Below are 13,561 nucleotides of genomic sequence, written 5' to 3' on the forward strand. Positions count from 1 at the left end.
TCGGTCTGCCTGACCAGAAAACGTCTTTATCCAGAGAAAAAGACCATCGGCAGCAGGGATTTTCTGCGTTGCCGGAAACCAGACCAGCCGGGAGAGCTCTGCATAAAACAGTATCCCGGCTGGCGCAGCAGATCGGTCCGCCCCCTGCGTACAGAGGCCAGACCGGAGAAACTTATTTCTTGCTGCGGGTTGTTTTGGAAGCCTTGCGGCCACGCGTTGTCGCGGGCTTGGCTGCGGCTCCAGCAGCTTCTGCTGCCAGACGGTCATAGCGCTTCTGGCGGCGTGTTTCCTGCACAATACGCAGTTTTTCAACGGCGGAGAGGCGCACTTTCTTTTCTGCCGGAGCAGCTTTGGCGCGCGGTGTGCGGGTTTTGGCAGCAGCCGGAGCCTTACGGGCTGCGGTGGTTTTCGCAGCAGTCAGCTTGGGGGCAGCGGCTTTGCGCGTGGCTTTAACCGGCTTGGCGGCTTCAACAGCAGCAGCGGCAGCCGGACGACGGCCACGACGTGCGGGAGCCGGTGCTTCCACTGCGGCTTCTGCAACCTTACGGCGTGTCACGCGGGTTGCCGGTTTGGCTTCAGCGGCGGCAGCAGCAGCTTTACGCGGCGTGCGGGTTGCAGGCTTTGCAGCAGCTTTAGCGGGAGCCTTTGCTGCGGTTGCTCTTTTCTTCGGCGCGGCCTCAGCTTTTGCAGCTTTCGGAGCGCGGGCCGGTTTAACAGCTTCCGTCACTTTTGCAGCGGCAACCTTGCGCGGCTTACGAGCAGGCGCCTTGGGTGCGATTTCTTCTTCCACCACCGCGTTTTTTGCGGGGGTCTTGCGCGTGCGGCGCGTGGCAACCGGGGCTGTGCGGGCGGCGGCTACGGAGGTCCGGGCCGTGGTGCGGCGCTTTCTGGTTTCGCTCATTTAAAACTCCACTTTCATCCCCGCTTGCAAAATCTTAAGAACTACAAACGGGATTATAGAATTATTTCTTTTTACTCTTTCAGGAAAGGCTCCTGAAAGGTGCCCCGATGACCTGAAACTCGTGTCATTCATAACAAAAACAACAGAAAATGCAAAAAATACTTTAGAACCAGAAAGAATAACCGGCGTTTTACGGATATCACCCTTATGCTGCGGGTTCCATTTCGGCTTCTGCCGCCCCATATCCGCACACCGGGAGTGGTGATCTGATGAACTCTCCGGTATTATCAGCGCATATCCCCAATCCTGACAGGAACAGGTTCATGAAGATCAACGGCACGCCGTATCGCAGCGTCTGGGTGAATGAAAAAGATGGCTGGTCCATTCACATTTTTGACCAGACACGCCTCCCCTTCTCCCTCGATATCCTGCGCCTGACCACGCAGCAGGAGGTCGCCCATGCCATCAGCACCATGCAGGTGCGCGGCGCACCCCTGATTGGCGCTGTGGCAGCCTACGGGCTTGCGCTGGCCCTGCGACAGGACGCCAGTGACGCCGCGATGGAGCAGAACGCCGCCATGCTGGCTGCCACACGCCCCACCGCCGTAAATCTGCGCTGGGCGATTGAACGTATGCTGAACAGCCTGCGCCCCGTTGCCCCGGAAAACCGCGTTGCTGCGGCCTATGCGGAAGCAGGCCGCATTTGTGATGAAGATGCCGCGCAGAACGAGGCCATTGGCCGCCACGGGCTGGAACTGATCCGTGAGATTGCCAAAAACCGCCCGGCTGGCACGCAGATTAACCTGCTGACGCATTGCAACGCAGGCTGGATTGCCACCGTGGACTGGGGCACAGCGCTGGCCCCCATCTACATGGCGCATGATGAAGGCCTGAATGTGCATGTATGGGTTGATGAAACCCGCCCGAGAAATCAGGGGGCTGCTCTAACCGCGTGGGAACTGGGCAGCCACGGCGTGCCGCATACAGTAATTGCAGATAATGCTGGCGGCCACCTGATGCAGCATGGTCAGGTTGATCTGGTCATTGTGGGCACAGACCGCGTGACGCGCACAGGGGATGTTGCCAACAAGATCGGCACATATCTGAAAGCGCTGGCCGCGCAGGATAACAAGGTGCCGTTCTGGGTGGCCCTGCCCTCCACCACCATTGACTGGAGCGTGGCCAATGGCGTGACGGAAATCCCTATTGAGGAACGCACAGCGTCCGAGATCACGCATGTTGCGGGCCGTGGCGAGGACGGGAAGCAGACCCGCGTGCAGATCACCCCGGATGGCAGCCCTGCCGCCAACCCGGCCTTTGATGTCACGCCCGCCCGGCTTGTAACTGGCCTGATTACCGAGCGTGGCGTCTGCCCGGCGACGGAAGACGGCCTGCGCTCTTTGTTTCCTGAACAGTAAACATAAAGCGGCACCGGCTCCTTCAGTCCGGTGCCGCATTTTTTTGTGCATACGCCTATGCGCACGGCTTTTCTTGACGCCCTCCGGCCTGCGCCTGATAAGCGCTATACGACGCAATACAGTCCGCGCCATGACGCCATTCTGAAAGGGCAAGACCATGTCTGAGACGATAGAAACCCCCACAACCCAATTTCTGGCGGCCCATGGCGTTGCCTACACCATGCATGACTATGAGTATGTGTCTGACCCCGGTAAAATTGGCCTGCACGCCGCAGCAGGTATCGGGATTGATAACGAAAAGGTCTTCAAGACCCTGATGGTCGAAATTGATAAAAAGCAGGTCGTGTGTGCGGTTATTCCCGTGCACCAGAAAATGAACCTGAAAAAGGTCGCGGCCCTGTTTGGCGGTAAAAACGCCCGGATGCTGGGGGCGGAAAAGGCAGAAGCGCTGACAGGCTTTCAGGTTGGCGGCATCAGCCCGTTTGGCTCCCGCACGCAGGTGCCGGTGGTGTTTGAAAAAAGCGCACTCAAACAGGATATCATGTACATCAACGGCGGTGGCCGGGGTCTGGTGGTTGGGCTGGCTCCGGCAGACGCCGTAAAATGCGTTAACGGCCAGACGGCTGACCTGACGGTTGAACCGGCGGCCTGACGACACATACGCGACAAAAAGGAAACAGGGGTGCCGTGAAAAAAGCGTCCCCCTCTTTTCCCCCGTCGCGGGGCGGCTTATGCAGAACAGGAGAGCTCTTGACGGCAAGGGCTCCTGACGCTCCGGGCACCCCGGAGGGATTTGTCTGGATGGAGACGAGATTGTCACGCAAGCTCTCTGTTGCCCTGCTGGCCCCCTTATGTCTGGCAGCCTGTGCGGCGCAACCTTCGCACGTTCCGGGGGCGCGCCCCACTGCAACTTCAGCCGCAGGCAGCACCGCAGGGAGCTACGGCTACAGCTATTCCGGCCACGTGCCGGACTTTGCCACCCGCAATTATGAGCCGTTCAACCGGCAGGACGTTGTGGCCATCGCCATGCGGGAATGGCGGATGTTCGGCAGCCCGGTGAATGATGATGACCCGGAACTCCGCCCGGAACCCCAGGTTGCCTCTGTCAAACCCGAACGCGCCCCCGGCCTGTGGGAACGTGTGGGGGAATACTGGTGGATCGGGATGGACCCGGACGTGACGGAATCCACCTTTACCGGCAAGCATGACGCCAGTGGCCGCCTGACCAACTTTGTGCATGACGGCGATTATGCGTGGTCCGCTGCCTTTATCTCTTATGTGATGCGTGTGGCCGGGGCGAATAACCGCTTCCCGTATTCTCCCAACCACTCCACCTATATCAATGCAGCTGCTGCGGGGCAGTCCTCCGTCCTGCGCGCGCAGGACCCGGCAGCTTATGCGCCCAAACAGGGTGACCTGATTTGCGTGGGCCGTGGCCGCGCCAAAACGTCCGTGCGCTTTTCCAGCCTGCCAACCTCCTACGGCTTTCCGGCGCATTGCGGCTATGTGGTCGCCACCAACCAGACCGGGCAGCCTTTTGGCCACCAGCTGAGCATTATTGGCGGCAATATTGATGATGCCGTGGCCCTGACGCACGTGCCGACAGACGCCACCGGCCATATCTCCGCCCCCAGCGGCCAGAGCTATGACGCGCGTTATCCGTGGTGCACCATTCTGGAAGTGCTCTATGATGCAGAGGCGGAACCGGACGCGGGGCTATAAACGCCCCGGCACCATCTTGTTATCCTGTTCTGAATACGACAGACTTCATGATCTGATGCGCGCAGATGCGAGCCTGTAGAACGAAGCGAGAAGGTGCAACCAGATGACTGACAGTGCAATTTCCCCCGCCCGCCCCGGCTGGCACACTCTGTCCGCCGATATGCCGGGCGCTGTGGGCGGCACGCCGCTCATTCGCCTGCGCAAGGCGTCTGAAACCACTGGCTGCGAGATTTACGGCAAAGCGGAATTCATGAACCCCGGCGGCTCCGTGAAGGACCGCGCAGCTCTTGCCATTATTGAAGACGCCGAACGCCGGGGCGTGCTGAAGCCCGGTGGCACACTGGTGGAAGGCACCGCTGGCAATACCGGCATCGGGCTGACACTGGTGGCCAATGCACGCGGCTATAAGTGCATTATTGTGATGCCCGAGACGCAAAGTCAGGAAAAAATCGGCTTTCTGCGCATGATTGGCGCAGACCTGCGGCTGGTGCCCGCCAAGCCGTATCGGGACGAAGGCAATTACGTACACGTCTCCCGCCGGCTGGCGGAAGAAGGCGGGTATGTGTGGGCCAACCAGTTTGACAACCTTGCCAACCGTGAGGGCCACCGTACCACCACGGCAGCAGAAATCTGGCAGCAGATGGACGGCAAGGTTGATGCCTTTACCTGCGCCTGCGGCACCGGCGGCACACTGGCGGGCACAGCCATGGGCCTGCATGACGCCGCCAGCAAAGCGGGCGTAAAAGCCCCGCGCATTGTGCTGGCTGACCCGGAAGGCTCTGGCCTGTATGGCTGGGTGAAGGACAATGATCTGTCCGTTTCCGGCTCCTCCATTACCGAGGGCATTGGCCAGTCCCGCGTGACGGGTAACCTTGAAGGTGCGCCGATTGATGATGCCGAGCGCATTCCCGACCCGGAAGCACTGGACATTATCTACAGCCTGCTGATTGATGAAGGACTGTCGGTCGGTGGCTCCTCCGGCATTAACGTGGCCTCTGCCATCCGTACCGCCCGCAAGCTTGGGCCGGGGCACCGGATTGTCACCATCCTGTGCGATGGCGGGGCGCGTTATGAGTCCAAGCTGTTCAACCCCACCTTCCTGCGGGGCAAAAACCTGCCGGTTGCCCCCTGGCTGGATCAATAACCCGATAACCAAGAGGTCATCGTCATGCCGGTCCGCACGCCCTTGCTTCCTTCGCGCAGCATCCATCGGTGGGGTGCGCTGGCCGGAATGGCCGTTGTTCTGAGCGGGTGCGGCAGCGCGCTTGTCGCCCCCGGTGCTGAGAGCATTGTCGGCACGTCCGCTGCCCACGCCCCGGCCCCAGCGGCTGGCGCGCCGCCTGCCTCGGCTAATCTGGAAGCGGGCTCAAAGATTTCAGACCCCACCTCCGCAAACACGACCGGCACGCTGTGTCAGGCTTTTCAGACACACCCGATGCTGAACATCACGCTGCTGTTTGGGCAGACCCGCCCGCGTGGGCAGGCTATTTCTGCCTCTGAATGGCGGGATTTTCTGAAAACCACCCTCACGCCCGCCTTCCCTGCCGGGCTATCCGTGCTCTCCGCCCAAGGGCAGTGGCAGGACCCGGAAACCGGGCGCGTCTCACAGGAACCAGCCCGACTGGTGACAATCCTTGCCGCACCAACACAGGACCTCCCCACGCGACTGGACACCGTCCGCAGCCGCTACAAAGAACGCTTTCAGCAGCAGTCCGTGGGGCTGATGGTGGCCCCGGTTTGTGCGGGGTTTTGATCTTTTCTTTTGAAAGAAACGAATTTCTAAAACTGCATCCGTGCCCTCTATGCTGGCATAGTAAACTATCTGCTGCCTTTGCTCCCTAAGCAGACAGGAAACATGCCGCCAGTCCGAGCGGCGTTGTCAAAAAAATACTGCGCGTTTTTGCATACATCTCATAGCTAAGAGAATACGAGGCTCCAGAACGACAAAAACCGCTCCCAAAGTTATCTTGAAAAAGATAACCCCGGGCAGCGGCTTTTGCGTTTACCAGCTTTTTACCTCTTACGAGGGGGCTTAAGGAATTATTCCCACTCAATCGTGCCCGGCGGTTTGGAGGTGATGTCGTAGGTGACGCGGTTGATGCCGCGGACTTCGTTGACGATGCGGCCAGCCACACGGTTGAGGAAGCTCATGTCAAACGGGTAGACATCCGCTGTCATGCCGTCCGTGCTGGTCACGGCGCGCAGGGCGCAGGCCTGATCATACGTGCGGCCATCGCCCATCACGCCCACGGTGCGGACCGGCAGCAGGACGGCGAAGGCCTGCCAGATGGCGTCATACAGGCCAGCCGCGCGGATTTCTTCAAGGAAGACGGAATCCACTTTCCGCAGCAGGTCCAGTTTTTCCCGCGTGATGTTACCGGGGATACGGATAGCCAGACCCGGCCCGGGGAACGGATGCCGCCCGACGATAGCTTCCGGAATATCCAGCTCACGGCCCAGATCGCGCACTTCATCCTTAAACAGTTCACGCAGCGGTTCGACCAGCTGCATGTTCATGCGTTCCGGCAGGCCGCCGACGTTATGGTGCGATTTGATGGTGACAGACGGGCCACCCGTAAAGCTGACGCTCTCGATCACATCCGGATACAACGTGCCCTGTGCGAGGAACTGTGCGCCGCCCAGCTTGGTGGCTTCTTCCTCAAACACTTCCACAAACAGGCGGCCAATGGTCTTGCGCTTGATTTCCGGGTCCGTCACGCCGTCCAGCTCACGCAGGAACAGTTCAGACGCATCCCGATGCACGAGCGTGATGTTGAAGCGGCCACGGAAAGTTTCAATCACTTCCTCAGCTTCACCCGCGCGCAGCATGCCGTGATCGACAAAGATGCAGGTCAGCTGGTCGCCAATAGCTTCATGAATCAGCACAGCCGCCACGGAGGAATCGACCCCGCCGGACAGACCGCAGATGACCTTGCCGGTGCCGACCTGCTCACGGATGCGGGCAATTTCCATCTCGCGGAAGCCAGCCATGGTCCATGTGCCGGAGCAGCCGGCCACGTTATGCGTGAAGTTGCGCAGCAGTGCAGCCCCGTGCGGCGTGTGCACCACTTCCGGGTGGAACTGCACGCCATACAGGCGGCGGCCTTCATCCGCGATAACGGCAAACGGTGCGCCTTCGCTCACGGCCACAATGCGGAAGCCGGGGGGCAGTTCCGTCACGCGGTCACCGTGGCTCATCCATACCTGCTCACGGTTGCCGCGCGCCCATGCGCCACGGAACAGGGCGCAGTCTTCCACAATATCAACAAAGGCGCGGCCAAATTCGCGGTGGTCGGAGCTTTCAACCTGCCCGCCCAGCTGGAGACACATGGCCTGCTGGCCGTAGCAGATGCCCAGAACCGGCACCGCCAGCTCAAACACGACTTCCGGCACGCGGGGGGAATCCGGGCTGGTTACGCTGGCGGGACCGCCAGAAAGGATAATGCCGCGAGGCGCAAAGGCGCGGATGCGCTCTGCGGTGGCGGTGAACGGCCAGATTTCACAATAGACACCGCTTTCCCGCACGCGGCGGGCAATAAGCTGTGTCACCTGACTGCCAAAATCCAGGATCAGGATACGGTCCTGATGAAGGGACTCGTCCAGTTTGGTGGAGGAAGCGGGGATGGTGGCATCGGCAGGCATGAGCTACTGTCTTTCTGGTCAGCGCCTGAGCGGCATTCTAAACGACGGACAGCCACCACCGGGCAAAGCGCCGGAGCATAGGCGCCAGAGTGGGGCGGCTGTATGCTAGACAGCGGATATAAAACGGTGCAGCCCGGACGTCACCCTATAATAAGACTCTCCGCAGCATCATTTTATAAAGGTGTGGCGCAGGTGAGACCTCTGGACGGGGAACATCTGACCCCGGATCTTCTCTCTCACAGGAGCATGTTCATGAATCCTTTCTCTCTTCTGGCCCACGGCAGGTCTCCTGCTGGCCGCACGCACCAGCCTTTGCGCGCCCTGCCGCTGGCGGGGGTGGCCCTGCTGGCGCTGGTCTGTGGCGCAGCGGCCCCGGCGGCGGATGACCCGTATGGGGAATGGATTGGCACGCTGGTGGCCGAGAAGGGGCATAACTGCCCGGTGCACACGGTCTCGCTCATGCAGGTTCAGCCCAAGCACATTACCTTCACGCCGGAAATGGGTGCGCTGGTGCTGCGTGGTGTGCCGGACAAGAAGACGCAGCATTATCATGCGCAGCTGATTTTGCAGGACTCTCACCACCAGCCACTCCCCATGGTGTTTGAAGCGCATCCGGTGGGCGATACGTTTGAAGGCGTTTACGGCACGCCGGAATGCCGCGCGCATGTCACGCTCAAACGCCCCGAAGGCCGGGCCTGGAAGAACTTTATGGGGGATGATTGAAAAAAAATCGCCTCATGTGAATTTTGGGGGTTGCCAGACCCGGCGCCCCCGGCTAAACACCGCGTCAAGGCGCACCCGTAGCTCAACTGGATAGAGCACCAGACTACGAATCTGGGGGTTAGGAGTTCGAGTCTCTTCGGGTGCACCACTTCCCTTTTTCAATTTGAAGCACTTTAAATGTTCAGACTTTTTGTCTGTCACTGTGCCTCAGTGATCCGTCTTTCTCTGCCTTACAGAGACAGGCTGGCTTAAGGGATTTCCCCCTCAGCGGGCCTTTTCCCCATTTTTTGAAAAATTTTCAGAAAACCCGGCTGTCCGCATGGTTGTTTGCGGGATTCTGGGTGATTTATGGCTCCTTGTCTGCCGTCAGACACAGCGCCAGATGCTGCGTGAGCAGAACACGTAAGGCGCTGGAGCCTTCACGCTGGTAGCGGTCATACTGCTCGCGCCAATGTTTCCCCATTTCCGGAGGGAGAGTGCTGGCCTGAAGGGCGCGTATACCGTTCAGCAGTTTTCTCTCAATCTGCGCCATAGAGCGTTGCGGAAAATGCAGCATGCAGAAGCCAGCTTCCACCATAAGCCGGGTATGACCCTGCACAGCATCGACCTGCTCCACAAAATGGTTCCCCTGCCCTGTTGTCAGCCCGTACCCGGTGCGGAGCGCTACTTTTGTTACTTCCTGCCGCATAACCGGCCAGACAGCACAGTCAGTTTCGGTCAGCGACGAGCCAAAGGCTGTCAGCCGATAAGGCGGCGTGCTGGTGACCAACGCCGCCTGTGCCCAGTGGAACGCCAGAAGACGGGCCTCAGGGTCCGCGAGCATACGAGCAAACTTCTCCCCCGCATTTGGGCCAGTGTGGCAGCAGGTGATAAATTCATCCGCATCTACAAAGAAGATCCAGTCGGGCGGGTTAGCATCATGACGCAGATAGGTTTCTGCAAATTGTTGCAGAGCCTGCATTTTTGCCGCCTGATAATAAGCCTGCTGATAATCCTGTGCATAAAAAACATCAGCCTGAGGGGCGTCTTTTCGGAAAAGCTCAATTTCCTGCGCTGTGCCGTCCGTGCTGTTGTTATCCAGAATAAAGAAACGCCGGAAACCCAGTCGGTAATGATGCCGTAAATTCAGCCCCAAGATATCCGCTTCATCTTTCACCAGCATAAGCAAAGCTGCATGCCGAAGGGCGGGAATGGTGACGTCTGACCGCACCTGCCAGCATGGCCCGGCCCGCAGCGTATCAAACGCGCGTTTTGCTCGGTCATTCAGGCCGCTCAGGAAATCCACCAGTCCCGCATACGTGTTCATCTGGGTCTTTACATCCGCATTTTATACTCTGTGTTTGAGTCTAACGGGTTTATACTAACGGGGCTATCCTTTTACAGTCTTCTGACAGGAGCAATAAGAATGAAAAAACTCCCTTTTATAGCACTGGCTCTTTGCCTCGCGACCCCGGCTTTTGCCCAAAGCACACAAACCACGGCGGATCTGGTCAATACGGTCAAATATCACCACGCCTATCAGACCATGACGGAACTGCCTGACTGGGTCACAAAGGCTTCTGCTGTTTCCGTCCCGACCGAAACTCTGAAGCAGAACGGAAAAAGCTATCTGACTGGCCATTTATGCAAACCGCATGACTGCGCCGACCATCAGCTTGACGTGGTCTTTTCTGAAGATGGCAAGGCAATATGGGGCCTGCTCTCCCGCCGTTATGGCAAAACGCTTTATCAGATGCCGCTCGGTGAGCCGAACGCGGAAACCCTTGCTGTGCTAACGGCCTCTTATCACAAGAACAATCCGGATGATCCGGCGAAATAATGCCTTAAAGGGCAATGAACCCGCAGGATCATTGCCCGGTGGCTTAGCTGTTCCGCACCGGAATGCACGGCATGGAGCGGGCATGCAGAACCTGACAAACGCCGGAAGCCCCTGCCCCGCCACTGGCGACAAGCTGTGCCCGATACATGGCTTTTCCGGAAACGGAGACTGACTGCACCGTCGGCGTTGCCTGCATAGACCGGGACGCAAGAACACGGTTCACACTTTCTGCCGTACGCCGCGCTTCCGCATAGGAGGCAAACGCACCAACCTGCACCGTGCTGCCTTTACCGTTATGCGGCGTCTGCAAAGACCGTGTCGCAACCGCAGAAGAAAGCATTGGGGTGCGGCTGGCCCCACCGGACGCGGCGTAAGAGCCTGGCAGCCTTAACACATGCTCAGAAGACGAGACTGGCGTGGTGTAAACAGCATTTTGCACGCGGGCTGTTGCGCCTCGGGATGACGGCGCAGAGGTGAAAGAGGCAGGCATAACGCGTGCGGGTGGCAGGCTGGTCTGCGTAATGGCGGGCGTTGCATCGGCGACCTGCTGAACCTGCGCAGGTGCTTCGGAGGAAGGCGTTTCGGCCTGCGCCACCGCGACAGGAGCCGGGCTGGGGGCCTCCGGCACTGGGTCAGGGTGTGGACTATCGCGGTCCATCAGGCAGGGTGCAGAGGGATCATACGCGGCATCCGGGTCTCTCAGGCAGCCATCGGCCGTGCGGGAAAGATCGGCTTTGGCGTAATAGGCCTCGGAATACGCAACCTGCGTTGTGCTCTGGATGGGCACCGGCGCCCATTTGCCACGCACGGCCACGCCACCGCCCAGATGCGGCGTAATGGCGGCCACGTAATTCACCGTTTCATCCGGCAGGTGGCGACCGTTATTCAGATAATCATCCACCCGGTCCGGCCCGGCATTATAGGCAGCCAGAAAGCCGGGTGCACCATAGCGATCATACATCAGGCGGATATAGGCGGCCCCGGCCAGAATGTTGTCCTTCGGGTTATAGGGATCTCCCCCCAGACCATACTGGCTCTGCATGTCCGCATAGGTGGCGGGCATAAGCTGCATCAGCCCCATCGCCCCTGCCCCGGACGTTGTCAGCCCGCCATTGAGATATTGCTTCCCGCCGGATTCCTGCTGCATGACAGCCCGGATCCACGTATCGGGGATCGCAAAGCGTTTTGCCGCCTGACGGATATACGGCCCCCACGGGTCTTCCGCCGGGCCGGGGGCGCGATAGGCCGGGTGTGTCGTCTCGACAGTGCCCATATCGTAAATGGCATCCGGGTCATACGCGGCATTGGGGTCATACACAGCGTGATAGGAGCCGGCCTGCGCGGGCAGAAAACCGCCTGCTCCCAGCCCGAGCGCTGTCGCCAGCACGCATAGTGAATGTGCTTTTGGTGTTCGACTCCGCACAATCTGCCCCTTATCCCTGCGCCCCGGCCCTGTTTTGCCGTCTGACGCGCTTGTTTCTTCTACTCTCCGCCCGGAAACCTTTTGTTCACCCTGCTCAGCAGGGATGATGCTGTTAAGATTACTATTATGTCATTTTAATGAAAACGGCTTTTCTCCGCCTCTTCCGTCCCCCTGAAGCCCTCTGGCCGAACAGCTTACACTCAAACGTGAGTCAGCCTCTTACAGACTTGCACGTTACGCATAGGACCTTCCCGTTTTGGGGATCAATCCTGTCAAAGAGACGATCATGTTTATTCAGCCTCTCGTGCCTGCAGGTCACTCTCTGGTTCTTTCCTTTATTCTTGCTGCTGCCCCCATTCTCACCACGCTGATCCTGATGGGGGTTCTCCGAAGGCCCGCATGGCAGGCCACACTGGGTGGCCTGATTGTGGGGGTCATCATGGCCCTTGCCGTCTGGGGGCTGCCGGTTTCTCTGGCACTCGCCAGTATCAGCAACGGCGTGATTTTCTCTTTCCTGCCGGTGATGTGGATTGCGCTCTCCGCGCTGTTTCTTTTCAACATCGCTATGGAAAGCGGACGGTTTGACGCCTTCCGGCAATGGATTATCACCCACCTGCCCAATGACCGCCGGATTATGCTGGTGGTGCTGGGGTTCTGCTTCAGCGCTGCGCTGGAAGGGGTTGCCGGATTTGGCACACCCGTCGCTATTACCAGCGCGTTGCTGATCATGCTCGGCTTCCCCGCGCTGGAAGCCCTGACTTATGTGCTGATTTTCAACTCCGCGCCGGTGGCGTTTGGCGGTCTTGGTATTCCCATTACCGTGCTGGCCTCCATTACCGGCCTGCCCGCCGATACGCTGGGGGCGACCATTGGCCACCAGATTGCGCCGTTTGCCTTCTTCATCCCGTTTTATGTGATGGTGCTGTATGCGGGCTGGTCCACACTGCGGCAGATCTGGCCGGTGCTGGTGGTGGCCAGCGGGAGCTTTGCGCTGACACTGCTGGTTGTCTCCAGCTGGGTGACATACAGCCTGACCAATGTGCTTTCTTCCTGCGTTTCTCTGCTGGCTACCATTGCGTTTTTGAAAGTCTGGCAGCCAACGCCTGACCCGGCCCACGCCATTGATGACCGTATTCTGCAACAGGCTCCCCGCAAGGCAGGAGACTGGAACGGCCCGCACTGGCAGGGCTGGATTCCGTGGATTACCGTCGTGCTGGTGGTGATTGTGTGGGATTCCCTGCATATTGCCAAAATTGGCGCGATGCCCATCAAATGGCCGGGGCTGGACCATCAGGTCTTTATCTCACTGTATCAGAAACCCTATGCGGCAGTCTGGAACTTTGAACCTCTGGGTACGGGCACTGCCATTCTGATTTCTGCGTTGCTGACGGCTCTCTTTACCCGCCTTGCGCCACGTAAGATCTGGGCCGCACTGGTCACAACCGCACGGCAGGGCTGGCTGGCCGTGGTGACGGTGGCTCTGACCATCGGGCTGGCTTTTCTGATGAACTATTCCGGCATGACCTACACGCTGGGATACGCGGTGGCCTCCACGGGAGTTCTGTTCCCCTTCGTTTCTGTTTTCCTTGGCTGGATTGCTGTCTTTTTGACAGGCAGCGATACGTCCGGCAACGCGCTGTTTGGCAATTTGCAGGTCGCGGCAGCACACCAGCTCTCTCTGGACCCGGTGGTATTTGCCTCTGCCAACTCTTCCGGCGGGGTCATGGGGAAAATGATTTCCCCGCAGAACATCACCACCGGCGTGGCCGTCACGTCCCTCAAAGGGCAGGAAGGCATTGTGCTGGCCCGCACATTCAAACACAGCCTGTTCCTGACCATCTGCCTTGGGGTGATGGTGGCGGTGCAGCAGTTTATTATGCGTTAGGCTGTAGAACGGCATATAAAAAAGGATC

General features: G+C 59.1%; 13 protein-coding genes and 1 tRNA gene. 9 read left to right on the forward strand and 5 right to left on the reverse strand.

Annotated features, from left to right (window positions below; genetic code table 11):
• Window positions 1-172 precede the first annotated feature (172 nt).
• Together HK23_RS06600 and HK23_RS14645 are read right to left on the reverse strand one after the other, a co-directional pair.
• Window positions 173-901 (reverse strand): hypothetical protein, encoded by a 729-nt coding sequence (locus tag HK23_RS06600; protein WP_086653357.1) that lies wholly within the window; start codon window positions 899-901, stop codon window positions 173-175.
• Entirely contained in the window at window positions 902-1,144 is a 243-nt protein-coding gene (locus tag HK23_RS14645; protein ID WP_218777697.1) for a hypothetical protein, read from the reverse strand.
• An 80-nt stretch (window positions 1,145-1,224) separates the two neighbouring features.
• Here HK23_RS14645 and mtnA point away from each other — a divergent pair, with 80 nt between their 5' ends.
• The 5 genes from mtnA to HK23_RS06625 all read left to right on the forward strand — a co-directional run bounded on the left by mtnA (window position 1,225) and on the right by HK23_RS06625 (window position 5,794).
• The gene (mtnA, locus tag HK23_RS06605; RefSeq protein ID WP_086653358.1) at window positions 1,225-2,319 is read left to right on the forward strand and encodes an S-methyl-5-thioribose-1-phosphate isomerase; all 1,095 of its coding nucleotides are present in this window, start codon (window positions 1,225-1,227) and stop codon (window positions 2,317-2,319) included.
• A gap of 157 nt (window positions 2,320-2,476) precedes the next feature.
• Window positions 2,477-2,971, forward strand: a complete 495-nt coding sequence (gene ybaK / locus HK23_RS06610; RefSeq protein WP_086653359.1) for a Cys-tRNA(Pro) deacylase — start codon at window positions 2,477-2,479, stop codon at window positions 2,969-2,971.
• A gap of 149 nt (window positions 2,972-3,120) precedes the next feature.
• Window positions 3,121-4,041 (forward strand): DUF2272 domain-containing protein, encoded by a 921-nt coding sequence (locus HK23_RS06615; RefSeq protein WP_086653404.1) that lies wholly within the window; start codon window positions 3,121-3,123, stop codon window positions 4,039-4,041.
• A gap of 103 nt (window positions 4,042-4,144) precedes the next feature.
• On the forward strand, window positions 4,145-5,185 hold the full coding sequence (locus HK23_RS06620; RefSeq protein ID WP_086653360.1) for a cysteine synthase A: 1,041 nt from the start codon (window positions 4,145-4,147) through the stop codon (window positions 5,183-5,185).
• Between the two features lie 24 nt (window positions 5,186-5,209).
• The gene (locus HK23_RS06625; RefSeq protein WP_086653361.1) at window positions 5,210-5,794 is read left to right on the forward strand and encodes a DUF3574 domain-containing protein; all 585 of its coding nucleotides are present in this window, start codon (window positions 5,210-5,212) and stop codon (window positions 5,792-5,794) included.
• 287 nt (window positions 5,795-6,081) lie between these two features.
• Here HK23_RS06625 and guaA read toward each other — a convergent pair whose 3' ends face one another.
• Window positions 6,082-7,683, reverse strand: a complete 1,602-nt coding sequence (guaA, locus tag HK23_RS06630; RefSeq protein ID WP_063907024.1) for a glutamine-hydrolyzing GMP synthase — start codon at window positions 7,681-7,683, stop codon at window positions 6,082-6,084.
• A gap of 252 nt (window positions 7,684-7,935) precedes the next feature.
• Here guaA and HK23_RS06635 point away from each other — a divergent pair, with 252 nt between their 5' ends.
• Both HK23_RS06635 and HK23_RS06640 read left to right on the forward strand, forming a co-directional pair.
• Complete coding sequence (locus HK23_RS06635; protein ID WP_256940097.1) at window positions 7,936-8,406, forward strand: hypothetical protein; 471 nt, start codon at window positions 7,936-7,938, stop codon at window positions 8,404-8,406.
• Between the two features lie 71 nt (window positions 8,407-8,477).
• A tRNA-Arg gene (locus tag HK23_RS06640) sits at window positions 8,478-8,554 on the forward strand.
• A gap of 198 nt (window positions 8,555-8,752) precedes the next feature.
• Here the strand turns inward: HK23_RS06640 and HK23_RS06645 are convergent.
• Window positions 8,753-9,712, reverse strand: coding sequence for a glycosyltransferase family 2 protein (locus HK23_RS06645; protein ID WP_086653362.1), 960 nt, complete (start codon window positions 9,710-9,712; stop codon window positions 8,753-8,755).
• Between the two features lie 99 nt (window positions 9,713-9,811).
• Between HK23_RS06645 and HK23_RS06650 the strand changes: the two genes are divergently transcribed.
• Window positions 9,812-10,225 (forward strand): Ivy family c-type lysozyme inhibitor, encoded by a 414-nt coding sequence (locus HK23_RS06650; RefSeq protein WP_086653363.1) that lies wholly within the window; start codon window positions 9,812-9,814, stop codon window positions 10,223-10,225.
• Between the two features lie 43 nt (window positions 10,226-10,268).
• Here HK23_RS06650 and HK23_RS06655 read toward each other — a convergent pair whose 3' ends face one another.
• The gene (locus tag HK23_RS06655; RefSeq protein ID WP_086653364.1) at window positions 10,269-11,612 is read right to left on the reverse strand and encodes a lytic transglycosylase domain-containing protein; all 1,344 of its coding nucleotides are present in this window, start codon (window positions 11,610-11,612) and stop codon (window positions 10,269-10,271) included.
• A gap of 322 nt (window positions 11,613-11,934) precedes the next feature.
• Here HK23_RS06655 and HK23_RS06660 point away from each other — a divergent pair, with 322 nt between their 5' ends.
• Window positions 11,935-13,533, forward strand: coding sequence for an L-lactate permease (locus tag HK23_RS06660; protein ID WP_086653365.1), 1,599 nt, complete (start codon window positions 11,935-11,937; stop codon window positions 13,531-13,533).
• Window positions 13,534-13,561: the final 28 nt, after the last annotated feature.

It is taken from the genome of Acetobacter malorum, assembly GCF_002153605.1.
Classification (GTDB): domain Bacteria; phylum Pseudomonadota; class Alphaproteobacteria; order Acetobacterales; family Acetobacteraceae; genus Acetobacter; species Acetobacter malorum_A.

Excerpts from the sequence above, each read along its gene's own strand:
- HK23_RS06635 (WP_256940097.1), top strand. The coding sequence starts at position 7,936 with ATGAATCCTTTCTCTCTTCTGGCCCACGGCAGGTCTCCTGCTGGCCGC.
- HK23_RS06620 (WP_086653360.1), top strand. The coding sequence starts at position 4,145 with ATGACTGACAGTGCAATTTCCCCCGCCCGCCCCGGCTGGCACACTCTG.
- HK23_RS14645 (WP_218777697.1), bottom strand. The coding sequence starts at position 1,144 with ATGGGGCGGCAGAAGCCGAAATGGAACCCGCAGCATAAGGGTGATATC.
- HK23_RS06660 (WP_086653365.1), top strand. The coding sequence starts at position 11,935 with ATGTTTATTCAGCCTCTCGTGCCTGCAGGTCACTCTCTGGTTCTTTCC.
- HK23_RS06615 (WP_086653404.1), top strand. The coding sequence starts at position 3,121 with ATGGAGACGAGATTGTCACGCAAGCTCTCTGTTGCCCTGCTGGCCCCC.
- guaA (WP_063907024.1), bottom strand. The coding sequence starts at position 7,683 with ATGCCTGCCGATGCCACCATCCCCGCTTCCTCCACCAAACTGGACGAG.
- HK23_RS06600 (WP_086653357.1), bottom strand. The coding sequence starts at position 901 with ATGAGCGAAACCAGAAAGCGCCGCACCACGGCCCGGACCTCCGTAGCC.
- mtnA (WP_086653358.1), top strand. The coding sequence starts at position 1,225 with ATGAAGATCAACGGCACGCCGTATCGCAGCGTCTGGGTGAATGAAAAA.
- HK23_RS06625 (WP_086653361.1), top strand. The coding sequence starts at position 5,210 with ATGCCGGTCCGCACGCCCTTGCTTCCTTCGCGCAGCATCCATCGGTGG.
- HK23_RS06645 (WP_086653362.1), bottom strand. The coding sequence starts at position 9,712 with ATGAACACGTATGCGGGACTGGTGGATTTCCTGAGCGGCCTGAATGAC.
- HK23_RS06650 (WP_086653363.1), top strand. The coding sequence starts at position 9,812 with ATGAAAAAACTCCCTTTTATAGCACTGGCTCTTTGCCTCGCGACCCCG.
- ybaK (WP_086653359.1), top strand. The coding sequence starts at position 2,477 with ATGTCTGAGACGATAGAAACCCCCACAACCCAATTTCTGGCGGCCCAT.